Source organism: Paenibacillus sp. GCM10027626 (genome assembly GCF_042676285.1).
GTDB lineage: Bacteria > Bacillota > Bacilli > Paenibacillales > Paenibacillaceae > Paenibacillus_Z.
Genome location: NZ_JBHTHC010000013.1, coordinates 111,602 through 136,262 on the forward strand (window position 1 = coordinate 111,602; position 24,661 = coordinate 136,262).

A 24,661-nucleotide genomic window follows, 5' to 3' on the forward strand; every position below is an offset into this window, starting at 1 on the left:
TGATCGTTTACGATAGTTATCGAGGTGATCGAGAGTGAAGGAATGGATTTTGCAAACAGAGCGTTTGACGAAAAAAATAGGTGGTACAGCTGTTGTCAATGATGTCAACATCCGCATGGGAAAAGGCGATATTTATGGGTTTCTCGGGCCGAACGGCGCGGGAAAAACGACCACGATCCGCATGCTGCTCGGGCTGACGCGGCCAACGGAGGGCAGTGTCCGCATCTTTGGCAAGGAGCTGCGCAAAGAAAGAATTGCTGTATTACGGAAAGTAGGATCGCTCGTTGAGTACCCCTCTTATTATGGTCATTTGAATGCCATCGATAATTTGGAGGTTGTACGGAGATTGCTCGAGGTGCCCAAATCGCGAATCGATGAGGTGCTGGCCATAGTCCGTCTGACTAAGGATGCAAAACGGGCGGTAAAAGGATATTCGCTCGGCATGAAGCAGCGCTTGGGGATTGCGACCGCGCTGCTCGGCAATCCGGAGCTGCTCATCCTGGATGAACCGACTAACGGTCTTGACCCAGCGGGCATTTTGGAAATTAGAGAGCTGATTAAAAGTTTGCCCAAGGAGCGCGGCGTCGCGATACTCGTGTCCAGCCATCTTTTGTCGGAAATTGAGCAGATGGCCACGCGGGTCGGCATTATTACAAAAGGCCGGCTCATTTTTCAGGATGGCATCGAAGTGCTGAGACAGCAAGCGCGCAGCCGAATCCGGCTAGGCGTCAGTGAACCTGAAGCGGCTTGGCAGCTGCTGCTCGCAAAGGGGCACCGGGTGGATTGGGATCGTCGGCAGCTTTCGGCAGAAGGAGCAACTGACGACCAAATTGCCGCCATGGTCGCGGAACTGGTCTCAAGTCGCTTCGCAGTCTACCGGGTAGAAGAGGAGAAGGCGTCGCTGGAAAGCATTTTCCTCGATATGACAGGCGGAGAGGGGAGTTTGTAATGGGCGCTGTATTCTCCTCCGAGCTGTTGAAAATTCGCAAAAAGATGATTTGGTTTCTCATCTTCCTCGGACCGGTTGGCGTGGTCGGGCTGCAGTCGCTGAATTTTGGGCTCAGATACGATTATTTAACAAAACTGCACGCTGCTGATCTCTGGGGCGGTCTGCTTGATAATATATTGTTCCTGACAGTGCCGACCTTATTTGTCGGGCTGGCCATTATCGCCTCGATGACGGCAGGCATCGAGCATCAGACGAACACATGGAAGCAGACGCTGGCGCTGCCGGTATCGCGGACTCGTATTTTTGCCGGCAAGTTTCTGTTAAATGTGCTGCTGTTGTTTTGCTCTGCAACCTTGCTGATCCCTGGCTTCATCGCGCTTGGCGCGGCGCTGGGCTTTCCGCTGGAGCAGCTGCCTTATAAGCGGATGCTCGAGGCGATTTATTTGTCATATATTGGTGTCATGCCTTTCATCGCCCTGCAAGTATCGTTGTCTGTACTGTTTCAGCATCAGGCTGTGTCGCTAATGGTTGGCATAGCAGGGACAGTTATTTCGATGTTTGCCTTCCGCTTCGCGGATTGGGTGCCCTATAAATGGGTCTATTTGCACCTTACTGCCAACAATCCTTTTTATCCGGCAATCGCCGGCATCGCTTTAGGCATCGCCTTGTTTTTGATCGGGCTGCTGTATTTTATCCGAAAGGATGTGAACTAGTATGATCAAAATGTTTCGCTCCGAGTGGATGAAGGTACGCGGCTCTCTCATGTGGGTTCTGATCGTCGCCAGTCCGCTGTTAGCGGCCTTTACCGGCTGGCTGAGCAGCAAAGGAACGGCTGGAGACGAGGGCGGCTGGCTTGAGGCGCTTGGTCTGATGTCGGTACTGCATGCGATGCTGTTTTTGCCGCTATTGACTGGCGTTTTTGCTGCTCTGGTGTGCCGCTATGAGCATATTGGGGGCGGCTGGAAACAGCTGCTGGCTTTGCCGGTATCGCGCACGCAGGTATATATGACAAAGCTTGCTGTCATTATGCTGCTGCTTGGCGTAACGCAGGCGCTATTTTTGCTTGCGCTGCTGTTAACGGGTACGATGCTTGGCTTTCAGGAGCCGATCCCTTGGAGTACGCTCTTCTTTTCAGTATTTGGCGGCTGGCTGGCCTGCCTGCCGCTTGCCGCACTCCAGCTGGCGGTCGCAAGCGCCTGGGCGAGCTTTGCGGCGCCGCTTGCGGTCAATGTCATTTTTACCATTCCGAATATGCTGATAGCCAACTCTGCAGATTATGGACCTTATTATCCTTGGGCGCAGCCGATGCTGGCGATGATTCCCTCAACCGAAATGAGCTTTGGCGCTTTTAATATTTCTGCTGTTACTTTGTTTGGCGTAATCGGGGGCAGCTTCCTAATATTTCTGCTAGGGGGCTGGAGCTATTTCGTGAAAAAAACGATATAATCGTAACTAGTTGGGAGGGATGGAAATGAAGCTGGATCGCCTGCTGGCGATTACGATGCTGCTGCTTAACCGGAGACGAGTAGGGGCAAAAGAGCTGGCAGACCGCTTCGAGGTATCGCTTCGTACCATCTATCGTGATCTGGAGACGATTAATCAGGCGGGTATTCCGATTGTTTCGTTTGCCGGTGCGAGCGGCGGCTATGAGATAATGGACAGCTACCGGCTGGAGCGTCAGATGCTTTCGCTTGAGGAGCTGCAGTCCATTATTACAGCGCTGCGCGGGGTCAGATTTGTCATGGACGACCGTGAGTTCGGCAATCTTCTGGATAAAGTGGGGGCGCTTGTCGCGAGGGCAGAACAAGGCGCTGCTGAGCAGATGAGCAGAGAGCTGCTTATCGATATCAACCCGTGGCAGGACGGACGGGCAGAAAAGGAAAAGCTGAGCGGCCTGCGGCAGGCGATACGACAATCGAGACTTGTCCGGTTTGCCTACACATCCGCAGCCGGGGAGGATTCTCAGCGAGTCTGCGAGCCGATGGCTGTTGTGCTGAAGGGGTACGTATGGTATCTGTACGGCTACTGCCGTCTGCGGGAAGATTACCGCATATTCCGCTTGTCGCGGATTAGCGGGCTGAGCCAGCTCGACGAAGCGTTTGCACGGCGAGAAACGGATGTGGAGCAGCTCAGATTCGGGATGGGAATCGATCAGCATCACCCAATGGTGCGTCTGAAACTGCGTTTCCAGCCCAGGGCGAAGGCCCGGGTGCAGGACTATTTTTCTCCGCAATCTATTGTCGTGGAACCAGAGGGAACGCTGCTTGTTACTGCAGAACAGCCTGATGAGCCCTGGCTCTACAGCATGCTGCTTGGCTATGGCCGGGATGTGCAGGTGCTGGAGCCGAAGTCAGTCATTGCTGCGCTGGTCGAGAAAGCGAAAGAGATTGTTTCCTTGTACGATCATCACTGACATACAGCTGTCAGTGTTGGTGTCTTATGATCTAGAGGTAACTAACGAACGCAGCGCGTTCTAGATCTGGGAGGGACGGGACACTATGTTTGTGACGATTAAGGATTTTATAGCAGCCTGGAACCACGAATCTGCAGCTACACAGCGAGTGCTGGACGCATTGACCGACGAATCTCTTAAGCAATCAGTGGCGCCTAATCAGCGGACGCTTGGACAAATTGCCTGGCATATCGCTACGACCGTTCATGAAATGTTGGCCCGCACAGGGCTGGAATTTGCCGCTCCGGAGGGCGAGGAGTCTGCTCCTGCTTCAGCGGCTGTCATTGCCGATACCTATCGGCAGTCGGGTGAAGCGATGCTTGTCGCGCTGCAAAGCCAATGGACGGATGCCAGTTTGCAGGAGACTAACGATATGTATGGTGCACAATGGCCGAAGGGGCTAACGCTCGACATTCTGATCAAACATGAAATTCATCATCGCGGGCAAATGACGATATTGATGCGTCAGGCCGGCTTGCGGGTGCCGGACGTATACGGCCCTACCCGGGAGCAATGGCTGGAGTGGGGGATGGAGCCGCTTATTTAAGATGGAGAGGTTCTTTTCGTAAATAGTGTTGCTCTTGATGAACAAGTATCAAGAGCTATTATAGCCTTTATTACCACAGGCTAGTGTGGCCTAATCTAACGGATGACACGGCCGCTATTTGTGAAAATTCGACCGATTTGAAATTGTAACGGAACTGTGAGCCGCTATTTGATGATGATAAGCCCGATTTTGCAAGAAAAGGTCGAATTAAGGTCGCTTACTTCCGTTAGATTTCAAAAAGAGGGGTTTTTGGCGAAATAAGGTCTGTGGCCTCCGTAAGAAACCGCTTTGCTGCTTGCCCCGTCTTTGGGGCTAAAACCACTGACCACGCTGCCGGCGATGAATGCTAATAAAATTTCAGGGGAAGAAACTTGTTCCGCACCAAGGACTCCGTCAGACGTTTTTCTCATAAACTGGGGCGCCGAAGCATAATGCTTTTTCGGCCATGGATTGCTTGATCCATTTTTCAGCATATGGTATTTTAAAATTGACGGTGTGAAGCACATGCCGCTTTGACCACACAGCTCTTATGAGCGAATGTTGTGTGTCAGGGCGGCTTTTTTTATTATCCCATTAAGTTAGGGTGAAGAAGATGAGCTTATTCGACGAAATTTGTGAAGATTGGCTGCAGAAACAAATGAACGAAGAGAAAAACCCTAGAAGACGAGAACTTTTGCGAAAGGGATTGGGGCATGGAACGATTGAGTTTTTACGCTCGATCTGGTTTCCTGCTATTGGCAACCTGGATCATCTATACCCCGAATATGAGGTGCGCGACTTCAGTAATGGATATCGTTATCTGGATCTGGCCTACATGCCGGGTAGTGCTAAAGGCTGCATAGAGATTCATGGTTATCGATCCCATGCCAGGGATGTCGAGGTCAGCCGCTTTAAAGATTTATGTATGAAGCAGGCATTGCTTGTCCTTGATGATTGGTACTTCCTTCCTGTCGCTTATTTGTCGATTCGTGACAACCCCGAAGTTTGCAAGCAGTTGGTGCTTTCCTTTGTAGGCAAGTTTCTGTCGATTGAAGTTTCATCACAGCTTAACTGGGCAGAAGCGGAGACGCTGCGATTTGCCCGCAGACTGTTTCGCCCTTTCGCTCCTAAAGAGCTTGCTGCACATTTGAGGCTTTCAGAGCGCCAAACGAGAGTTATTCTTCATGAATTAGTAGACAAAAATTGGATTTCCATCGCAAGCGGGATTCAGCGGTATCGTACATACTGCCTGGCGCGTGAACTTTAACGGATGACACGGCCGCTATTTGTGAAAATTCGACCGATTTGAAATTGTAACGGAACTGTGAGCCGCTATTTGAGGACAGTTAGCACTATTTCGCAAGAAAAAGGCCAAATAAGGTCGCTCAATTCCGTTAGATTTCAAAAAGAGGTTCTATTGGCAAAATAGCGTCGGTAGCTTCCGTTAGATGAAGAGCTCGAAACGCTGACCTCTGCTGACTGGCGATGCGTCTTTACATTGGGCCAATTTGGAACTACTTTGGTCAAGCCCCTCTAAAAAGTTGTTCTATAAGAAGACAGACCTTTATATCTATGCTGTGATAGCAGCTGGGTGCAAAGGTCTTTTTGTGTAAGGGAAGCTGCTACACAATCATCAAGATTTCATGAAAAATCAAAATTCTGCTTGAATCGACAGAAAAATTGAGTAATATTAAGCAGTAGCGAGTGGCGGTGAAAGGATATTGAGGAAAAAATTACTTGACTTCAGGAGGAGATAATATGGCATTTTGTACAAATTGCGGCCAGCGCCTGACTGAGGGCGAGCTGCATGTTTGCGGAAGCGGTACCGAAAGCAGAAATGGAAGCGGAGATGGAAACGGAGCAGAGCACACTGTGAGCGAGGAAGAGTCTGTTCATGATAGACCGGCTCCCGGGGAAAGCCGCTATTCCGGCGTTTCCCGTTCTGTCGCTGATTCGATGAAACAGGTGGATGGCAATCTTATCCTTGGTTTATTGAAAAATCCGCAAAGCGGCTTAAATCTCAATCCGCAAAAGGATCTAATCTATGGCTTGCTTGGCATTGCGGCATCGATTATCGGCTTTGTCATTTATGCATGGATTGTTGGCATGCAAATCGACAGCATGGTGGGCGGTTTTTTTGGAGGCCTAGGCAGCTTCGGCGTCAAGCCGCAATCGTTGGTAGGGGGAATCGTCGGCAATATGCTGCTGGTTGCCATTGTCTCGATGGTAGCGTTTCTCGGTTCGATGTGGCTTGTCGGCTCCTGGCGCGGCAGCCGTAAAGTATCGATTCAGGCTTTCGTAACGTATTTTGGCAGCATGCATTATTTGTCGGGAGCCGGTTTCGTGGTGGCCGGTCTGGTGGCATTGATGAGCTATAAACTTTCCCTGCTCTTAATTGTTATTAATTTGCTTATTATGCTCTTGTTGTCCTTTGTATCAGCTATGGAGCTGTTCGGCATTTCACGGGAGCAGCAATTCTCGTTTATCGCACCGGCTGTTACGATCTACACTGTCGTTGTACTGATCATCGTTTCGATTATTTAGCTAGTCATACGCACGAGCCGCTCGCTTATCCAGCGCCTGCAGGGCGCAAACGGCGAGCGGCTCTTTCATGTGCAATTGCAAGGGACGGGCTGGGGCTTTTTTTGTGACCGGTCATCATGTATAATGGCGAAAGGCTATTATTGAAGATGAGGAGTGTTACGATATGCCGCTGTCTTGTGGTATTGTCGGTCTTCCGAATGTAGGAAAGTCGACGTTGTTCAATGCTATTACTCAGGCGGGCGCTGAATCTGCCAACTACCCGTTCTGTACGATTGACCCGAACGTCGGCGTGGTGGAAGTGCCTGATGAGCGTCTGACCAAGCTGACGGAACTGGTTGTACCGAACCGGACCGTTCCAACAGCGTTTGAGTTTATTGATATTGCCGGTATTGTTAAGGGCGCCAGCAAAGGTGAAGGCCTTGGCAATAAATTTTTGGCGAACATTCGCGAAGTGGACGCTATTGTTCATGTTGTCCGCTGCTTTCAAGATGAAAATATTACCCACGTCTCGGGTAAAGTAGATCCAATCGGCGACATCGAGACGATCAATCTCGAGCTGATTTTGGCCGACCTGGAATCAGTCGAGAAGCGGATCGACCGCAGCCGCAAAAATATGAAGGGCGGAGACAAGAAATACGCGCAGGAAGTGGAGACGCTGGAGCGGATTAAAGAGGCGTTGTATAACGACCGTCCTGCACGCAGTGTGGAATTAAGCGATGAGGAGAAGCTGATTATTCGCGATCTTCACTTGCTGACGATCAAACCGGTGCTTTATGCGGCCAATGTAAGCGAAGGCGAAGCGGCGAATGCGGATAATAATGAGTTCGTGCAGCGCGTTCGCGAGTTTGCGGCGGCAGAAGGCGCGGAAGTGGTGCCGATAAGCGCCAAAGTGGAATCCGAAATCGCGGAGCTGGAAGGCGAAGACAAGGAGATGTTCCTGGAAGAGCTCGGACTGACAGAATCGGGCCTCGACCGCTTGATTCGCGCGGCCTATAAATTATTGGGGCTGTATACTTATTTTACCGCAGGTGTGCAGGAAGTGCGCGCATGGACAATCCGTAAAGGGATGAAAGCGCCGCAGGCGGCGGGTGTGATTCATACCGATTTCGAGCGCGGCTTTATTCGGGCGGAGGTCGTGTCCTACGAAGATCTTGTAGCTGCCGGTTCGATCAATGCGGCGAAGGAGAAGGGGCAGCTTCGTTTGGAAGGCAAAGATTATGTCGTACAGGACGGAGATGTTATGCATTTCCGCTTTAATGTGTAAATAAAGGACGATGAAAGGACGGCGCAAGCCGTTCCTTTTTGTGCTATAATGAACTGATCGGAAAGTTTGATAAGCGACATTAGGGGTGAACTAACGTGATTGACCGTTTACAGGCGCTCGCCGACCGGTATGAGAAGTTAAGCGAGCTATTGTGTGATCCAGATGTGGCAAGTGATCCGAAACGGCTTCGCGACTACTCGAAAGAGCAGTCCGACCTGGAGGAAGCATACAGCGCATATACAGAATATAAATCAGTATCTTCTCAGCTTGAGGATGCGAAGTTGATGCAGGGCGAGAAGCTAGATGATGAAATGCGTGAAATGGTTAAGCTGGAAATTGAAGAGTTAAGCGCCCGCCACGCAGAGCTGGAGGAAAAAATCCGTGTACTGATGCTGCCGAAGGATCCGAATGATGATAAGAATGTCATCGTGGAAATCCGCGGCGCAGCCGGCGGCGACGAGGCGGCTTTGTTCGCCTATGATTTGTACCGGATGTATACCAAATACGCGGACTCTCAAGGCTGGCGCGTCGAATTGATGGAAGCCAGCGAGAGCGATTTGGGCGGATTTAAAGAAGTTATCTTTATGATTAACGGCAAGGGCGCGTACAGCAAGATGAAATACGAAAGCGGCGCGCATCGCGTACAGCGTATTCCGGTTACAGAATCGGGCGGACGGATTCACACCTCCACTTCTACGGTAGCTGTTATGCCGGAAGTAGAGGAAGTTGAAGTGGAAATTTTGGATAAAGATATTCGGATCGACACGTTCTGCTCCAGCGGCGCTGGCGGACAGTCGGTCAACACAACCAAATCGGCGGTTCGCGTATTGCACGTCCCGACGGGCATTATGGCGACCTGTCAGGATGGCAAATCGCAAAATGACAACAAAACCAAAGCGCTGCAGGTGCTGCGCGCCCGGATCTACGACGTCCGCCGCCAAGAAGAGGAAGCAAAATATGCCGGAGAGCGGAAAAGCAAAGTCGGCACAGGCGATCGCAGCGAACGGATCAGAACATATAATTATCCGCAAAGCCGGGTAACCGATCATCGGATCGGCCTTACGCTGCATAAGCTGGATGCGGTTATGAATGGCGATATGGATGAAATCGTGAATTCATTGACCATCGCTTCGCAAGCCGAGATGCTCGAGCAGGAAAATCTTGCGTAACAAGTAGAGAGGGGCGCTGTATAATGGAGCGCTTGAACAATAACGGTGCGGAGGCTGCATTGCGGCAGACGCCGGCGACTATAGGAGAAGCCTGCATTCAGGCTTCTTTATTTTTAGAAGGGCATGGCGTTGGAGAAGCGAGAGCTAATGCCGAGCTGCTTATGCAGCATCTGCTTGGCCTGGAGCGGTCAGGCCTCTTGCGCGATTGGCGCGAAAGGTTCCCGGAAGAACGATTTGCAAAGTGGGCAAATTGGATTGGGCGTAAAGCGGAGGGGGAGCCGGTACAGTATATTATCGGAGAGCAGTGGTTTTACGGGCTGCCTTTTCAAGTAACGCCCGCTGTATTGATCCCGCGTCCGGAAACGGAGCTGCTTGTAGAGGCCGTGCTCGCAGAGGCGGACCGCTTGTGGCCTGCGCCGGCGCGCCCGGTTGTACTGGATGTCGGTACAGGCAGCGGGGCGATTGGGGTCACGCTGGCTGTACAGCGGCCGCAGTGGGAGCTGATCGTATCTGATCTGTCCCCGGATGCCTTGTCAGTCGCCCGGCTGAATGCACAGCGTCATGGAGTTGCCGGGCAGCTTACTTTTGTGCAGGGCGACTTGCTGCAGCCCTTTGTGCAGTCGCAGCAGCGGATCGATGTGCTCGTTTCTAATCCGCCTTATATACCAGCAGCAGATATCCTGGAGCTGCAGCCGGAGGTACGCGATTTTGAGCCGCTTATGGCGCTTGACGGCGGTGAGGATGGTTTGAATCCCTATCGCGCAATTATTAAGCAGCTCGATGGTCTTGCAGACGTACCGCGCATTGTTGCTTTCGAACTGGGCCAGGGGCAGGCGGAAGCGGTGGCCAGGCTGCTTCGTAATTGTGAAAAATGGCGAGATATAAAGATTATTAGCGACTATGCGGGTATAAAACGTCATGTAATGGCGATTGACTATGCGTCGCAGCCCGATTAACATAGAGTAAATTGCCAACATTCCTAGCAGCCCTCAAGTACTATGCGTCCCAATCTATGATTAGGAGGAGCGATATGAAGAAGATCAGGCTCGGCGCTATTTTAGTAGCTGCGGCAATGCTTTTGTCGCAGGCGGTTGCTCCTGTATCTGCCGCTGAGAAAATTCATGATACTACTCCGACCTTCGATATTTATATGGATGGCAATAAATTAAAGCTGCCCATTCAGCCTTATATTCAAAAAGGCACGACGATGGTGCCGTTTCGTTCGGTGTTCGAGCAGCTGGGCTTGCGCGTAAGCTGGAACAAGAAGACGCAGCAAATAGTAGGTAAAAATGAAGAGCGCAGCATCGTGCTCACGGTTAATTCTGCAACAGCGCTTATCAATGGAAAGGCGGAGACAATGCCGCTGGCGCCGGTCATAAAAAATGGCGTCACCTATATTCCGCTTCGTTTTGCCGGCACAGCAAGCGGCGGCAAGGTTGAGCTGTATCAGGGGGGCCTGAACGTGGTCTGGGTGCTGTCATCCCTGCAAAATGATTTATACGAGGCCGTAAAGGCCAAGGATACGGATAAAGTGGCTCAGCTATTAAGTAAAGGAGCCGACCCGGAAGTGCTGATTGGCCCGGTAGGACCGGCGATCTTTACTTTTGCCGATGAGTCGACCGATATCATTGGATTATTTATCAAGCATGGCATGGGAATTGATAAACGCAGCGCGGATTATGCGGGATATACTTTACTGCATAATGCGGTCAAGAAGGGGCTGCCTCAGGTTGTCGAGTTTTTGCTGAAGGAAGGCGCTAATCCCGCGATCAAATCAGAGTCGGGCAGTACGCCGTTGGAACTGGCGGAGTTCTGGCGCGAGCAGGTGCGGTTCGGCTACAAAGATATTTTGGAGGATGCCAAAGCGCCAACCGTCCAAGATTTTGACACGATTATTTCGCTATTGAAAGATACTCAGAATTAATAGATCCTATCAGGCATTTTGCAAGTTTCTATTGCAGCCTGATAGGATTTTTTCGATTTTATAGAGTTTATATGGTTTACCTGATAAATTCGATAAAATTTAAGGGGAAGAAACTTGCCTCGCGCCAAGGAAGGCATCAGCATTTTCTTCTCACAGGTTTAAATGATAGATTCGCCGGACATAATAGGGGATAGAAACGTTCCGGAACGCAAGCCACGCACCGACGGGTGCCACAAAGGAGCTTGTGTATATGATTCGCACTCATTCCCGTTTTTCCTATCGTAAATCGTTTGGCTATCTATTGTTTGTGATTGCAGTTCTCTTAATGAGCTGGGAGAGTCAGCATGCCGATGCCGCCCTTGCCGGCAGCGAAATTCCTGCAGAATCAATCCGATTGCGCATACTTGCGAATTCCGATGGCGCAGCCGATCAAGCCGTCAAACGGTTTGTCCGCGATGCGGTCGTCAAAGCGATGAACACATGGGTGACTGAGCCGCAAACGATTGAACAGGCCAGAGCAACCATTCACGCTCATATGGGTGAAATCGAAAAGATTGTCGCGCACGAATTGCAGCAGCGCGGCTTCACATACGGATTTAAAGCGGAGCTTGGCGTGGTGCCTTTTCCGACTAAAATGTACGGCAATACTGTATATCCTGCCGGCGATTATGAAGCGTTGCGCATCACTTTGGGAAGCGGTGAAGGGCAAAACTGGTGGTGTGTGCTGTTTCCTCCGCTTTGCTTCGTCGACTCGGTGAGCGGCGAGGCAGCTGCAGCCCCTGCTGCCGCGGATGCGGCGGCGAGCACTGCGGCACAGGACAATGGGAGTGCCCATGACGCTTCGGAACAGCCGGAAGTAAAATTTTTCTTGTGGGAGCTCATCGAGGCTATTATCGATTTCTTTAAAAACTTGTTTTAAATCTATTGCGTGGCCGGGTCGGGCATGCTAGCGGGTTCGCTGCAGACCCGGTCTTTCATATATTAATTTTGTCAAAAATAGCAGTGTGCTATAATGAGAGACATGATTGAATATCGAGGCGAAGGATTGGGAAGTATTCATGAGTATTGACACTCAAATTTGGCATGTGGAGCGGGAGCAGGCAGACATTCAGAGCGGCGGTTTTACACAGGCAGCCGCGCAGGCATTGAATGAAGCGGCAAACATGCTGCGGGAAGGCGGCACCGTAGCTTTTCCGTCCGAAACGGTTTACGGGCTGGGTGCTGACGCGCGCAACGCCGAGGCGGTCGCCCGAATATTTGCGGCGAAGGGCCGGCCTTCGGACAATCCGCTGATCGTGCATATTGCCAACCGCAGACAGTTGGATCAGCTTGTACTGCCCTATGGGGAGATTGAAGCGCGTCTAATGGAGCGCTTTTGGCCGGGGCCGCTGACCCTTGTGCTGCCCGTCCGTCCCGGTGCGCTCCCGCCGGCTGTAACGGCGGGGCTTGATACGGTAGCTGTCCGCATGCCGGCTCATCCGATTGCTTTGGAACTGATCGCCAGATCGGGGTGCCCGCTTGCCGGGCCCAGTGCGAATCGTTCCGGACGCCCGAGCCCGACGCATGCTGAGCATGTGCGGCATGACTTGCAAGGGCTGATCGATGGCATAGTTGATAGCGGGCCATCCCGTGTTGGAGTAGAATCGACTGTCGTAGAAGTCGACCAGGGGCTTGTTCGCATTTTGCGGCCGGGCGGAGTGACGGCTGAGGCGCTGCGCGAGATCGCCCCTGAAGTGGAAGAGGATGCCGCTCTCACCAGCAGTGTCCTGGATGGTGCGCCGCGCTCCCCCGGAATGAAATATGCCCACTATGCGCCTCAAGGCAAGATGCGGATTGTGCGCGGCGAAATCCATGCTGTGGCCGCTTATATTAATGCTGAAGTGAAGGCTGCTTCTCAGCGCAGAGAGCGAACCGGTGTATTGGCTTTTGCTGAACATGCCGGTTATTTTGCCGCAGACGATGTTATTGTCGTTGGCAGCGCGGCTGACCCGCAGACAGCGGCAGCTGGCCTGTACGCCGCCTTACGAACATTTGACGAGCGGCAGACAGCGCAAATATGGGCGGAGGCTTGCTCTGAATCGGGCATCGGCCGCGCGTTGATGAACAGGCTTGTGAAAGCGGCAGGACATCAAATCGTTGATTTATAGCTTGGCTGAAGCTCTTTCCCCCGTCATGAATCCCTACTTGTCCGCATATGATGGAGAAGTATGGGACAGGGGGAATGACAATGCTAGAGGCCGGCTTGTTGGCCGGGCAACTGCTCACGATTCTTATTATGGCAGTTGCGCTCGGGCTGGATGCTTTTTCGCTCGGAATCGGAATCGGCTTAAAAGGGATCCGGCTGCTAGATATACTGAAAATTAGTACACTCATAGCATTATTTCATATTTTAATGCCGCTGATGGGGATGTTTGCCGGAAAGTATATGAGCTCGCTTCTAGGTCATGTCGCTACAACGGTTGCCGGGGCGCTGCTGCTTTTGCTCGGTTCTCATATGGTATACAGCTCCTTGCGCGGTGAGGCGGTGCGTTCAATCGATCACCGTAAAGCTTGGGGAATGCTCGTATTCGCTCTCAGCGTCAGCATTGATTCCTTTTCGGTCGGACTATCGCTGGGCATGTTTTCAGCGGATATTGTTTTGACCGTGCTGTCGTTCGGCTTTTTTGGCGGGGTGCTGTCTATTGTCGGATTGCTGATCGGCAGACGCGTCAGCCCGAATCTCGGCGAATATGGCGAAGCGTGTGGCGGTATTATTTTGTTTACTTTCGGATTATTGTTTATACTATAGCAGCAAGAGGGGGGAGATCAGGTGAGCTCCGTAAAACGGATTTTATTTGTCTGTACGGGCAACACATGCCGTTCGCCTATGGCAGAAGCGCTGTTAAATGCAAATGGCAGCCGCCGCGGCTTGCAGATTGAGGTGCGGTCAGCCGGAGTTTCCACGATAGACGGCCTTCCGGTCTCGGCTCATTCCCGCACAGCTTTGGAGCGGAGAGGGATTAAGCACACAGGCTGCTCGAAGGCGCTGGATGGCGGAATGGTCAATTGGGCAGATTTGGTGCTCACGATGACGAGCGGACATAAGAAATCGCTGCTGCATCAATTCCCTGAAGCGGTGAACAAGACATTTACATTAAAAGAATATGTGAATTGCGATGAGGAAGTGCTGGCGACGATTGCCGAGCTTGAGGGGATATACACGGAATGGCAGATGAAGCAGGCATTGGGCCAGCAGCTGTCGGAAGTGGAGAGAAGGCGGCTGCTGGAGCTGGAGCGGCTCGTTCCCGAATTCGATATTGCCGATCCGTTCGGGGGCTCGCAGGAGACGTATGAACAATGCGCTGCCGAAATTGGCCAAGCGCTCGACAAGCTGCTGGATATGCTGGAGCGCGGGGAAGACCGCAACCGGCTCGATGCGCTAGGGGAATAAAAGCGGATTGATTTTTATGTACCGATCCGGTATGATAAAGACAACAAAAGACGGTTTCCGATGTGACTGGCGACGAAAGTGGATCAAACCACGGTGGAGCATCGGATCATACGGCCGGTCGCCTGGGCAAAGAGCAGCGTGCGTAGATGCACGTTATGCTCTTTTTTGTCTTTTATAAGGCTGTTCAAAAAGCTGACTTTCTTGTAAAGAGGGACCGCAGCCCCCCGGTGCTGAAAACCTGCTTTTTGGACACGCACTTTAACGGCGAATTGGGGTATAATTGGAACGATGCAATTCGACATTTTTCGTCAGGAGACGAAATAATCGGGAGGTTTTTTCCATGAAAATCGCTATTGGCGCCGATCATGCAGGATATCGGCTGAAGGATGAGATTGTTCCATTACTGCAATCGCTTGGTCACGAGGTGGAAGATTTTGGGTGTAATTGTGAGCAGTCAGTCGATTATCCGGACTATGCGCTTCCTGTTTGCGAACGGGTCGTTCAAGGCAAGGTGGACCGCGGTATTCTGATTTGCGGCACAGGGATCGGAATGTCGATTGCAGCTAACAAGGTAGCTGGAATCCGCTGTGCGCTTGTTCATGACTTGTTCTCGGCCAAAGCAACGCGCGAGCATAATGATACGAACGTATTGGCGCTGGGAGAGCGGGTAATTGGCCCGGGACTGGCACAGGAAATTGTCCGTACATGGGTGGAGACGCCTTTTTCGGGCGGCGAGCGACATATCGGGCGCATCAATAAAGTGATGAATATCGAGGCGGCTCATGCTAATAAGTAAGCAAATTGAGACAGTAGTCCGTGAATTGGCAGCGGCAGCGCGGCTGCAGGCCGGCCAGCTTCTCGTGATCGGCTGCAGCACCAGCGAGGTTGCCGGGCAGAAGATCGGCACATCAGGGACAAGCGCAACTGCAGAGGCGATCTATGCAGGCATTGAAGCGGTGCGGGCGGAGATCGGCTTTCATCCGGTATTTCAATGCTGCGAGCATCTTAATCGGGCGCTGGTCATTGAACGGGCGGCGGCAGAGCGTTATGGCCTGGAAGTGGTTGCGGCCGTGCCGGTGGCCAAGGCCGGCGGCTCGATGGCTGCCTACGCTTACCGCACTTTGCCGGATGCTTGTCTCGTTGAGTCCGTTCAGGCCCACGCAGGAATTGATATAGGAGATACTTTTATCGGGATGCATTTGCGGCGGGTTGCGGTGCCGCTTCGTCCGACAATTCGCTCGATCGGAGAAGCGCATTTGACCATGGCATACACAAGGCCGAAGCTTATCGGCGGTGAGCGGGCGGTGTATGGACTGGAGGATAACCAGCGTTCATGCTGAGCGATAGATAGTAAAAAATATATACGACATTACAGGAGGAATTGAACAATGGAACATTTGCGTAAACAGGATCCGGCAGTATTACAAGCGCTTGGCCTTGAGCTTCAGCGCCAGCGCGACAATATTGAGCTGATTGCGTCTGAAAACATCGTATCCGAAGCAGTATTGGAGGCTATGGGTACAGTCTTGACCAACAAATATGCTGAAGGTTACCCGGGCAAACGCTACTATGGCGGCTGTGAGCATGTTGATATCGTCGAAGATATTGCGCGCGACCGCGCAAAAGAATTGTTCGGCGCAGAGCATGCCAACGTTCAACCGCACTCCGGCGCTCAAGCGAACATGGCTGTATATCTGGCTGCTTTGAAGCCTGGCGATACAGTGCTTGGCATGAATCTGGCGCATGGCGGTCACTTGACGCACGGCAGCCCTGTTAATGCTTCCGGCCTGCTTTACAACTTTGTGGCATACGGAGTAGATGAGAACTCCTTCACAATCGACTATGAAGAAGTGCGCAAGGCGGCTTTCAAGCATCGTCCTAAAATGATCGTTGCCGGCGCTTCCGCTTACCCGCGCATTATTGACTTTGAAAAAATGGGGCAAATCGCCAACGATGTAGGCGCATTGTTTATGGTTGACATGGCGCATATTGCCGGCCTAGTAGCAGCTGGCCTGCATCCAAACCCGGTTCCTCATGCTCATTTTGTAACGACGACGACGCATAAAACGCTGCGCGGTCCGCGCGGCGGCATGATCCTGTGCCGCAAAGCATGGGCGCAGGCGATTGATAAAGCGGTATTCCCAGGTTCGCAAGGCGGTCCATTGATGCACATCATCGCTGCAAAAGCCGTTGCTTTGGGCGAGGCGCTGGATGGCTCTTTCAAAACCTATGCGCAAAACGTAGTAGATAACGCTAAAGTATTGTCCGAGGCGCTTATTGCCCAGGGAATAAACCTTGTTTCCGGCGGAACAGACAACCACTTGATGCTGATCGACTTGCGCAATCTTAATATTACAGGGAAGGATGCCGAGCATGTGCTTGACTCCGTGCAAATTACAGCGAACAAAAATGCGATTCCATTTGACCCGACAAGCCCGTTTGTAACGAGCGGTATTCGCATTGGTACGCCTGCTGCAACTTCCCGCGGTATGGGCGCAGACGCCATGCGGATTATTGCTGAAGTGATTGCGATGACGCTGAAAAATCCGAAGGATGAGGCTACTTTGGCTAAAGCGCGTAAAATGGTTCAGGACTTGACAGCTCAATATCCGCTTTATCCGGGCATGAGCTACTAATAATAAAGGGAAGGAAGCTTGCCTGGTTGTCTTTCGGACGCCGGCAAGCTTTTTTTTAATTTTGCTTTCTGCATGGTATGATAGTGTTAAATGAATTAAAGAAGGTGATGCACAGTTGACTGAGCTAACCATTATTGCCATTCTTGCTGTCACGGCCATCGGCTTCATTATTAGAAGGAAGGCAGGCGTGAGGTTCGATGGCCGCCCGCGAACGCAGCGCGGCGCGTATGGCGGGAGGCATACCCAGCTGCGGAGGGTGCCTGTAGCACCGCCGGAGAAATTGGGAGTGCCTGAGGGGCATCCGGCCAGATCAATTACAGAGCGGTTAGAGGCGTCTATTCCAAGCGGGCTGGAGGAGCGCGTAAAGGATCGGGTGCTGAAGCTGGAGCCCAGCCTGACGGATCATGAGTGGCGCTGGCGCTGGTTCGAGCTGAAACGGTATTTTTTAATGTGCAGCTTGCTTCGCGGCGTGCCGATGTATAGTCAGAAGGTCGATGCCGTATGGCATGAGATGCTTATGTTCACTAGAGAGTATGAGGAGTTTTGCCGGCAGTTCTGCGGCGCTTTTATTCATCATGCCCCGCATGAAACGGGCGTCAAGCCCAAACCCGCAGACCGGGCGTGGTTCGATTGGATTTATGGCGAACTATTTGTAATAACTGCGGCGAGCGAGCAATTGTGGGGCTCCTTTTATCGGAAGCCGCTTGATAATATAGGGGAACTGGAAGAAGCCCCCGCTGAGCAGCTCCGGGCCAGATTGTTCAACATGGCTTCGGCCCAAGCTTTTCCGGATATTTCGCACGTCATTGATTATTTGCTAGAGCGCGGGCGCAATTTGGCGGCAGAAGCGCGCAGTAGACGGGGCGGAGACGGAGAATCCGGGCAAGAGCATGCTGGCCTGCATGGCGGCGGGAGCGATTTTGGCTTTGTAACCGGCGTGCTGTCCGGCGCATTGTTTTTTTCCTCCTTAGGCCCACGGGAGGAATTTGACCAGCAAATGGATGACGCTATGACAGAGTCCGGGCATATTAAGGGCGGAGCACATTCAGATAGCGGGTTAATGGTCGATACGGGCAGCAGCGGAGAAAGCGGGGGTCATGATGGCGCAGCAGGCGCCTCATGCAGCTCTGGCGGCGATAGCGGCGGCAGCGACGGCGGATCGTCCTGCGGCAGCAGCTGTGGCAGCAGTTGCGGCGGAGGGTGCAGCAGTTAAAGTGAAAAAAAAGGAATCGGCAAGGTGCGACTTGCCGATATTTTTTGTGTGATCTGCCGAAAATCATGCGAGTTGGTGCAAAAAAGAAACAGCAAATGCTATAATAGACAAGATTGTGATCCATTCGTAAAGATGGAGGGCAGAGCGCCGGCAATCAAGCATCTTCAGGAGGACGATATTTTTGAGCCAATTGACCATTTGCGATCACCCGCTCATTCAGCATAAGCTGACGTACATTAGAGACAAAAATACGAACACAAAAGATTTCCGCGAGCTGGTCGACGAGGTCGCGACTTTGATGGCCTATGAGATTACACGCAATTTGCCGCTTCAGTCGATCCCGGTTTCGACGCCGGTTGTAGAGGCGGAAGGCAAAGTCCTTTCCGGCAGAATGCTCGGCATCGTACCGATTTTACGGGCAGGACTTGGCATGGTTGAAGGAATGCTCAAACTTATTCCATCTGCCAAGGTTGGACATATCGGATTGTTTCGCGATCCGGAAACGTTAAAACCAACCGAATATTACGTGAACTTGCCGACAGATGCAACCGAGCGGCTATTGATCGTCATTGATCCGATGCTCGCTACGGGAGGGTCGGCTATTGCTGCGGTACAAACATTGAAGCAGCGCGGCTGCACCCAAATTAAACTGATGTGTCTCATTGCCGCTCCTGAAGGCGTGAAGGCATTCCAGGAGGCTCATCCTGACATTGATATTTATATAGCGGCACTGGACGAGCGTTTGAATGACCATGGATATATTGTACCGGGACTTGGCGATGCCGGTGACCGTATGTATGGTACAAAATAATTCATAGGAGTGACAAAGATTGGCTAAACTGAAGGTAATGACCATATTTGGCACACGTCCGGAGGCGGTAAAAATGGCGCCGCTCGTCCTCGAGCTGCAAAAGTACGAGGATGAGATTCAATCGATTGTATGCGTCACTGCGCAGCATCGGCAAATCCTGGATCAAGTGCTGGAGTTTTTTGAGATTGTGCCAAACTATGATTTGAACGTGATGAAGGATCGGCAGACGCTCACGGAGACGACTGTCCGGGTGCTCGAAGGGCTTGAGCCGGTACTGCGCGATGCGAAGCCGGATATCGTGCTTGTCCACGGCGATACCCAGACGACGTTTTTGGCAAGCTATGCAGCGTTTTTGCAGCAAATCAAAGTCGGACATGTCGAAGCGGGTCTGCGTACATGGAACAAGATGTCGCCGTATCCGGAAGAAATGAACCGCCAATTGGCAGGGGTGCTGTCGGACATCCATTTTGCGCCGACGGAGCTATCCGCGGGCAATTTGCGCAAAGAGAATAAACCGGAATCTTCGATATACATTACCGGCAATACGGCAACCGACGTATTCCAGTATACTGTTGACCCGTCCTTCTCCCATCCGGTAATCGAATGGGCGCAAGGCAAGCGGATGATTTTGATGACCGCGCATCGCCGTGAGTCGCTGGGCGAGCCGCATCGCAATATTTTCCGTGCTGTGAAGCGGATTGCCGATGAATTTGAAGATGTCGCCTTCGTGTACGCTGTTCATCCGAATCCGGCAGTGCGCGAACCGGCTAATGAAATTTTGGGCAATCATCCGCGCATCAAGCTGATTGATCCGCTGGATGTGTTTCAATTCCATAATTTCTACCCGCATACGTATATGATTATGACGGATTCTGGCGGTTTGCAGGAGGAGGCGCCGTCATTTGGCGTGCCGACCCTTGTGCTTCGCGATACAACCGAACGTCCTGAGGGAATAGAGGCGGGAACGTTGGAGCTTGTCGGGACAGAAGAGTCCGATGTGTATGCCCGCGCACATGCATTGCTGACTGATGCAGCGCTTTATGAGCGCATGAGCAAGGCGGCTAATCCGTATGGCGATGGACAAGCGTCTGTTCGCATCGTGCAAGCGATTTTGCACCATTTTGGCAGACGGGCCGAACGGCCGGCGTTGTTCACACAACGTTCATAAGTTGGTCCGCTCCGGCAGCAAAATGTAAAACATTACAGCATACAGTGGTACTGTACGGTTTGCAATCATGAGAAAGCTAGAGATATCAAGGGTTTGAAGGCGTCTGTTCACGGAATGTTTGATAATATGTGAATTGACAAACTTCCCTATGCTCCGCTAAAATGTATGAGGATTGACAGGGGTACAAACCATGAAGCAAAAGAGCAGTGGAGATAACCCATGGCGGGCGCTGGCCATGGTCGGAGCGCTTGGCTTCGATGTCGCAATATGTACTTTGCTCGGTTTTTTTATCGGCAAATGGCTTGGCGGGACGCCGGGGTGGATCGTTTTTGGCGTGCTCTTTGGTCTGGCTGTCGGCATTTTCTCAGCCATCCTTATTGTCAAGAAAGTGTTGGAGGACAGCGATGGATGAGATGATGAACAAGGCAATCCGGGCAGCTCTGTTATTTATGGCGTGTTGCTTAATTGTCTGGGGCGTTGTACCGGAATGGCGCACTGTTATGGCCGGGATGGCACTTGGCGTGCTGGCGAGCGTGCTGAATGCGCTTATGCTGCGCAGAAGGGTGGAATGGATCGGGAGGATGGTCGCCGAACAGGGTTCCCGCAAGGTGGGGCTCGGCGCGGCAGGACGGATGGCTATGGTGCTACTCGTAGCTATGCTGGCCTACCGTTATCCCGAATACTTCAATCTGCCTGCAGCTTTGCTCTCCTGCTTCCTTATGCCCTTTGTAATGTTGGCATACGCTTTTATTCTGAACAAACGAAATTCTTAGCGGAAAGGGGTGAAATACGGTATGCATTTAATTCCCGTGCTGAATATTGGCGGATTACAAATTGACATTGCCACGTTTATTGCGATCACAGTTTCTGTACTTGTAACATTTATTGTGGCGCGATTGGCAGTACGTAATTTGTCGGTTGAAAACCCTTCGAAAATGCAAAACTTCCTTGAGTGGGTGGTCGAGTTCGTACACAATACGATCGCGAGTACAATGCCGCTTGAGAGAGTTAAGCCTTTCTTGAAGCTCGGCATAACGCTGATTATGTTCATTTTCATTTCCAACCTGCTGGGACTGCCGTTTGGTATTGTTACGGAGACAAGCACTGTCAATGAAACACTGAACATTACACAAGCAGATTTGGACAAACATGGCGGACATGCGGAGATAGCTTGGTGGAAATCGCCAACTGCCGATCTATCCGTAACAGCTGGGTTAGCTCTGATTGTTGTTGTCATGGTGCATTACTTGGGATTGAAATTGAATCGCAAGCACTATCTCAAACACTATTTCGAGCCTTTTCCGATCTTCTTCCCACTTAATGTGATCAAGGAGCTGTCGAAACCGCTCACATTGGCGCTTCGTCTTTACGCCAACATCTTTGCCGGCGAGGTTCTGATTGCGACGATTTTGATGCTTGGCTGGACAGGAATACCATTCCTGATTGCATGGCAAGGCTTTAGTATATTTGTTGGCGCAATTCAGGCGTTCTTGTTTACAATCCTCACAATGGTCTATATTTCGCAGGCAACCGTCCATAACGAGGATCATTAATTCTGTCTTGGCTCGATATACGAACAGAGTAATGTTGATTGCTTTGTGAGTACAAATCGGGAGTAAGTATATGGAAGTATAGTAACCCAAAACTATTTAACATTTTCGAGGAGGATTTTAACAATGGAAGTATTGGCAGCAGCAGTAGCAGTCGGATTGGGCGCTCTTGGCGCTGGTATTGGTAACGGTCTGATCGTTAGTAAAACAGTTGAAGGTATCGCTCGTCAACCAGAAAACGCAAGCAAACTGCAAACAACTATGTTTATCGGCGTTGGTATCGTCGAGGTTGTTCCGATTATCGGCGTTGTTATCGGCTTCTTGGCGTTCTTCAGCTAATAGAAACCGGGATAACGAACCATGGCGGGGAAGGCTTAGCCCTCCACGCCTTCGTTTTGATTAAGAGGAACCTGCGAACAGAAAGGAGTTATGCAGCTTGGATAACTTGCATTGGGAATCGACAGTCTATGCGCTAATCGCTTTCGGGATTTTGTACTGGCTGTTGAGCAAATATGCGTTTGGGCCGCTTTTTGGCATTATGGAGAAGCGCAGACAGCTTGTTTTGGAGCAAATGAACACCGCTGAAACTAGTCGTAAAAACGCAGAACAACATCTGGAAGAACAGAAGCAAGCGTTGCAGCAAGCACGCAAAGAAGCTTATGACATTATCGAGCAAGCTAAATTGACTAGCACGAAGCAAGCGGATGAAATCGTAGCAACGGCTAAAGCCGAAGCGAACCGCCTGAAAGAGAATGCAGTTCAAGATATTGCAAGCGAGAAGAACAAGGCAATCGCTGCCCTGCGCAGCGAAGTGAGCGGCATTTCCGTGCAAATCGCCTCGAAAATTATCGAGAAGCAAATCGACGAGAAGTCGCAAGAGCAGCTTGTTGACCAATACTTGAAAGAGGTTGGCAGCAAATGAGCCGCGAAAGCGCAGTAGCGAAGCGCTACGCCCAAGCGTTGTTTGAAATCGCGCGGGAGCAGAACGTAATCGCTGAAGTCGAGCAGCAGTTGCAACTCGTCGTGAACGTGCTCGACGGAGATGCCGAAATTCGCAAGTTTTTCGGATTGCCTAACATTAGTGTGGCGAAAAAAATCGCGCTGCTTCAAAGCGTGTTAGCGGAAAAAGTGTCCGCTGTCGTTATGCACACCGTTGAAATTCTGATTGCCCGTGGGCGCCAGAAAGAGATTGGTTCTGTGTATGCGGCATATACGAAAGTGGCAGGTGAAGCACTGGGCAGATCCCAGGCTACTGTCTACACTGCAAAGCTGCTGTCGCCGGAGGAATTGGCCAAGGTTGAGACAACTTTTGGTGCTATTGCCGGTAAAGCCATTCAGGCTCAGCAAGTTGTACAACCATCTTTGCTCGGCGGCGTACAAGTACGCATAGGCGACCGTTTGTATGACGGCAGCTTGTCCGGCAAACTGGCACGTCTAGAACAATCGTTGAAATCTCAAGCACTGTAGATAGGGGTGAGCGGAATTGAGTATCAGACCTGATGAAATCAGCACGCTGATTAAACAACAGATCGAACAATATAAATCCGAGATTCAAGTCGTTGATGTCGGTACGGTCATCCAAGTCGGTGACGGTATTGCTCGCGTACACGGCCTTGAAAATGCAATGGCGGGCGAACTTCTTGAGTTCGCGAACGGCGTTGTCGGCATGGCGCTTAACTTGGAAGAAAACAATGTCGGTGTCGTTATTATGGGACCGTACACAGGCATCCGCGAAGGCGACCAGGTAAAAAGAACGGGCCGCATCATGGAAGTGCCAGTCGGCGAAGCTATGCTTGGCCGCGTAGTAAACGCATTGGGTCAGCCGGTTGACGGCAATGGTCCAATCGCAACAACTGAAGCGCGTCCGATCGAATCGGCTGCTCCAGGCGTAATGGCGCGTAAATCCGTATTTGAGCCAATGCAAACAGGCATCAAAGCGATCGACGCGATGATTCCAATCGGCCGCGGCCAACGGGAATTGATCATCGGCGACCGTCAAACGGGTAAAACGCAAATCGCAATCGATACGATCGTCAACCAAAAAGGCAATGGCGTTATTTGTATCTATGTTGCAATCGGCCAGAAGCAATCGACTGTTCGTACAGTTGTTGAGTCTCTCCGCAAGCAAGATGCACTTGACTATACGATTGTTGTAACGGCAAGTGCTTCTGAGCCTTCTCCATTGCTGTACATCGCTCCGTACACAGGCTGTGCGATGGGTGAGCACTTCATGTACAATGGCAAGCATGTACTCGTTATCTATGATGATCTTTCGAAACAAGCAGCGGCATACCGCGAGCTTTCCTTGCTGCTTCGTCGTCCTCCGGGTCGTGAAGCTTATCCTGGTGACGTCTTCTACTTGCACTCCCGTTTGCTGGAGCGTGCAGCGAAGCTGAACGATGAGCTGGGCGGCGGTTCCTTGACTGCATTGCCGTTCATCGAGACGCAAGCAGGCGATATCTCTGCTTATATTCCAACGAACGTGATCTCGATCACGGACGGACAGATCTTCTTGGAGTCGGATCTTTTCTACTCCGGTCAGCGTCCTGCCGTTAACGTTGGTAACTCCGTATCCCGGGTAGGCAGCTCTGCGCAAATCAAGGCAATGAAAAAGGTTGCCGGTACGCTGAAGCTCGACCTTGCCCAATATCGTGAGCTCGCGGCATTTGCCCAGTTCGGCTCCGACCTTGATAAAGTAACACAATCCCGTCTGAATCGCGGGGAGAGAACACTGGAAATTCTGAAGCAGGGCGTTAACCAGCCAATGCCAGTAGAACGCCAAGTTGTATCTCTCTATGCCATTACACGTGGACATGTGGATGATATTCCGGTACAGGATGTACGCCGTTTTGAGGCGGAACTTCTGTCCTATCTGGATGCGAACAAGGCTGAGATCTTTGCTTCCATCCGCGATACGAACGATTTGACATCCGACAATGAAAAAGCTTTGGTTGAAGCGATCAACAGCTTCAAGAAAGGCTTTGCGGCATCGGTATAATTATAGCGGAATCGAGCCGGGTACTTC

28 protein-coding genes and 1 riboswitch are annotated in these 24,661 nt (G+C 51.5%); all 28 genes read left to right on the top strand.

Going from position 1 to position 24,661, the window contains the following annotated elements; translation table 11 throughout:
• Nucleotides 1-34 precede the first annotated feature (34 nt).
• The 28 genes from ACFQ0N_RS23450 (at nt 35) to atpA (ending at nt 24,634) form a co-directional block, all read left to right on the top strand.
• Nucleotides 35-949, top strand: a complete 915-nt coding sequence (locus ACFQ0N_RS23450; RefSeq protein WP_379330804.1) for an ABC transporter ATP-binding protein — start codon at nt 35-37, stop codon at nt 947-949.
• A complete protein-coding gene (locus ACFQ0N_RS23455) occupies nt 949-1,662 on the top strand; it encodes an ABC transporter permease (RefSeq protein WP_379330806.1) in 714 nt (237 codons plus the stop codon). Before ACFQ0N_RS23450 ends, ACFQ0N_RS23455 begins: the two co-directional genes overlap by 1 nt.
• Nucleotide 1,663: 1 nt before the next feature.
• Nucleotides 1,664-2,395, top strand: coding sequence for an ABC transporter permease (locus ACFQ0N_RS23460; protein ID WP_379330808.1), 732 nt, complete (start codon nt 1,664-1,666; stop codon nt 2,393-2,395).
• Between the two features lie 25 nt (nt 2,396-2,420).
• Nucleotides 2,421-3,362, top strand: a complete 942-nt coding sequence (locus ACFQ0N_RS23465; RefSeq protein ID WP_379330810.1) for a helix-turn-helix transcriptional regulator — start codon at nt 2,421-2,423, stop codon at nt 3,360-3,362.
• Nucleotides 3,363-3,447: 85 nt separating this feature from the next.
• Nucleotides 3,448-3,948 (top strand): DinB family protein, encoded by a 501-nt coding sequence (locus ACFQ0N_RS23470; RefSeq protein ID WP_379330812.1) that lies wholly within the window; start codon nt 3,448-3,450, stop codon nt 3,946-3,948.
• Nucleotides 3,949-4,540: 592 nt separating this feature from the next.
• On the top strand, nt 4,541-5,194 hold the full coding sequence (locus tag ACFQ0N_RS23475; RefSeq protein ID WP_379330814.1) for a transcriptional regulator: 654 nt from the start codon (nt 4,541-4,543) through the stop codon (nt 5,192-5,194).
• Between the two features lie 491 nt (nt 5,195-5,685).
• Nucleotides 5,686-6,471 carry a hypothetical protein gene (locus tag ACFQ0N_RS23480; protein WP_379330816.1) on the top strand — a complete coding sequence of 262 codons (786 nt, stop codon included), beginning with the start codon at nt 5,686-5,688 and terminating at the stop codon, nt 6,469-6,471.
• A 163-nt stretch (nt 6,472-6,634) separates the two neighbouring features.
• Nucleotides 6,635-7,735: a redox-regulated ATPase YchF gene (ychF, locus tag ACFQ0N_RS23485; RefSeq protein WP_379330818.1), complete on the top strand. Its 1,101-nt coding sequence runs from the start codon at nt 6,635-6,637 to the stop codon at nt 7,733-7,735.
• Between the two features lie 95 nt (nt 7,736-7,830).
• Entirely contained in the window at nt 7,831-8,904 is a 1,074-nt protein-coding gene (prfA, locus tag ACFQ0N_RS23490; RefSeq protein ID WP_379330820.1) for a peptide chain release factor 1, read from the top strand.
• A 23-nt stretch (nt 8,905-8,927) separates the two neighbouring features.
• Nucleotides 8,928-9,860, top strand: a complete 933-nt coding sequence (prmC, locus tag ACFQ0N_RS23495; RefSeq protein ID WP_379330822.1) for a peptide chain release factor N(5)-glutamine methyltransferase — start codon at nt 8,928-8,930, stop codon at nt 9,858-9,860.
• A 74-nt stretch (nt 9,861-9,934) separates the two neighbouring features.
• On the top strand, nt 9,935-10,828 hold the full coding sequence (locus ACFQ0N_RS23500; protein WP_379330824.1) for a stalk domain-containing protein: 894 nt from the start codon (nt 9,935-9,937) through the stop codon (nt 10,826-10,828).
• Nucleotides 10,829-11,078: 250 nt separating this feature from the next.
• On the top strand, nt 11,079-11,747 hold the full coding sequence (gene spoIIR / locus ACFQ0N_RS23505; RefSeq protein ID WP_379330827.1) for a stage II sporulation protein R: 669 nt from the start codon (nt 11,079-11,081) through the stop codon (nt 11,745-11,747).
• Nucleotides 11,748-11,886: 139 nt separating this feature from the next.
• Nucleotides 11,887-12,975: an L-threonylcarbamoyladenylate synthase gene (locus ACFQ0N_RS23510; protein ID WP_379330829.1), complete on the top strand. Its 1,089-nt coding sequence runs from the start codon at nt 11,887-11,889 to the stop codon at nt 12,973-12,975.
• Between the two features lie 80 nt (nt 12,976-13,055).
• Nucleotides 13,056-13,616 (top strand): manganese efflux pump MntP, encoded by a 561-nt coding sequence (locus ACFQ0N_RS23515; RefSeq protein ID WP_379331057.1) that lies wholly within the window; start codon nt 13,056-13,058, stop codon nt 13,614-13,616.
• Between the two features lie 21 nt (nt 13,617-13,637).
• Nucleotides 13,638-14,258 carry a low molecular weight protein arginine phosphatase gene (locus tag ACFQ0N_RS23520; protein ID WP_379330831.1) on the top strand — a complete coding sequence of 207 codons (621 nt, stop codon included), beginning with the start codon at nt 13,638-13,640 and terminating at the stop codon, nt 14,256-14,258.
• A gap of 52 nt (nt 14,259-14,310) precedes the next feature.
• Nucleotides 14,311-14,393: riboswitch (ZMP/ZTP riboswitch) on the top strand.
• A gap of 205 nt (nt 14,394-14,598) precedes the next feature.
• Complete coding sequence (gene rpiB / locus ACFQ0N_RS23525) at nt 14,599-15,054, top strand: ribose 5-phosphate isomerase B (protein WP_379330833.1); 456 nt, start codon at nt 14,599-14,601, stop codon at nt 15,052-15,054.
• Nucleotides 15,041-15,598, top strand: coding sequence for a TIGR01440 family protein (locus ACFQ0N_RS23530; RefSeq protein ID WP_379330835.1), 558 nt, complete (start codon nt 15,041-15,043; stop codon nt 15,596-15,598). Before rpiB ends, ACFQ0N_RS23530 begins: the two co-directional genes overlap by 14 nt.
• A 48-nt stretch (nt 15,599-15,646) precedes the next feature.
• Nucleotides 15,647-16,894, top strand: a complete 1,248-nt coding sequence (locus tag ACFQ0N_RS23535; RefSeq protein ID WP_379330837.1) for a serine hydroxymethyltransferase — start codon at nt 15,647-15,649, stop codon at nt 16,892-16,894.
• A gap of 115 nt (nt 16,895-17,009) precedes the next feature.
• The gene (locus ACFQ0N_RS23540; protein ID WP_379330839.1) at nt 17,010-18,107 is read left to right on the top strand and encodes a glycine-rich domain-containing protein; all 1,098 of its coding nucleotides are present in this window, start codon (nt 17,010-17,012) and stop codon (nt 18,105-18,107) included.
• Between the two features lie 181 nt (nt 18,108-18,288).
• The gene (gene upp, locus ACFQ0N_RS23545; protein ID WP_379330841.1) at nt 18,289-18,918 is read left to right on the top strand and encodes a uracil phosphoribosyltransferase; all 630 of its coding nucleotides are present in this window, start codon (nt 18,289-18,291) and stop codon (nt 18,916-18,918) included.
• 19 nt (nt 18,919-18,937) lie between these two features.
• Nucleotides 18,938-20,086 (top strand): non-hydrolyzing UDP-N-acetylglucosamine 2-epimerase, encoded by a 1,149-nt coding sequence (gene wecB / locus ACFQ0N_RS23550; protein WP_379330843.1) that lies wholly within the window; start codon nt 18,938-18,940, stop codon nt 20,084-20,086.
• Nucleotides 20,087-20,276: 190 nt separating this feature from the next.
• Entirely contained in the window at nt 20,277-20,498 is a 222-nt protein-coding gene (locus ACFQ0N_RS23555) for an AtpZ/AtpI family protein (RefSeq protein ID WP_379330845.1), read from the top strand.
• Nucleotides 20,491-20,859 carry an ATP synthase subunit I gene (locus ACFQ0N_RS23560; RefSeq protein ID WP_379330847.1) on the top strand — a complete coding sequence of 123 codons (369 nt, stop codon included), beginning with the start codon at nt 20,491-20,493 and terminating at the stop codon, nt 20,857-20,859. Before ACFQ0N_RS23555 ends, ACFQ0N_RS23560 begins: the two co-directional genes overlap by 8 nt.
• A 21-nt stretch (nt 20,860-20,880) precedes the next feature.
• Complete coding sequence (gene atpB / locus ACFQ0N_RS23565) at nt 20,881-21,639, top strand: F0F1 ATP synthase subunit A (RefSeq protein ID WP_379330849.1); 759 nt, start codon at nt 20,881-20,883, stop codon at nt 21,637-21,639.
• Nucleotides 21,640-21,762: 123 nt separating this feature from the next.
• Nucleotides 21,763-21,975: a F0F1 ATP synthase subunit C gene (gene atpE, locus ACFQ0N_RS23570; RefSeq protein ID WP_379330851.1), complete on the top strand. Its 213-nt coding sequence runs from the start codon at nt 21,763-21,765 to the stop codon at nt 21,973-21,975.
• A 97-nt stretch (nt 21,976-22,072) separates the two neighbouring features.
• Nucleotides 22,073-22,558 carry a F0F1 ATP synthase subunit B gene (atpF, locus tag ACFQ0N_RS23575; RefSeq protein WP_379330853.1) on the top strand — a complete coding sequence of 162 codons (486 nt, stop codon included), beginning with the start codon at nt 22,073-22,075 and terminating at the stop codon, nt 22,556-22,558.
• Nucleotides 22,555-23,103 carry a F0F1 ATP synthase subunit delta gene (locus ACFQ0N_RS23580; protein WP_379330855.1) on the top strand — a complete coding sequence of 183 codons (549 nt, stop codon included), beginning with the start codon at nt 22,555-22,557 and terminating at the stop codon, nt 23,101-23,103. Before atpF ends, ACFQ0N_RS23580 begins: the two co-directional genes overlap by 4 nt.
• Before the next feature lie 16 nt (nt 23,104-23,119).
• The gene (gene atpA / locus ACFQ0N_RS23585; RefSeq protein WP_379330857.1) at nt 23,120-24,634 is read left to right on the top strand and encodes a F0F1 ATP synthase subunit alpha; all 1,515 of its coding nucleotides are present in this window, start codon (nt 23,120-23,122) and stop codon (nt 24,632-24,634) included.
• Nucleotides 24,635-24,661 lie beyond the last annotated feature (27 nt).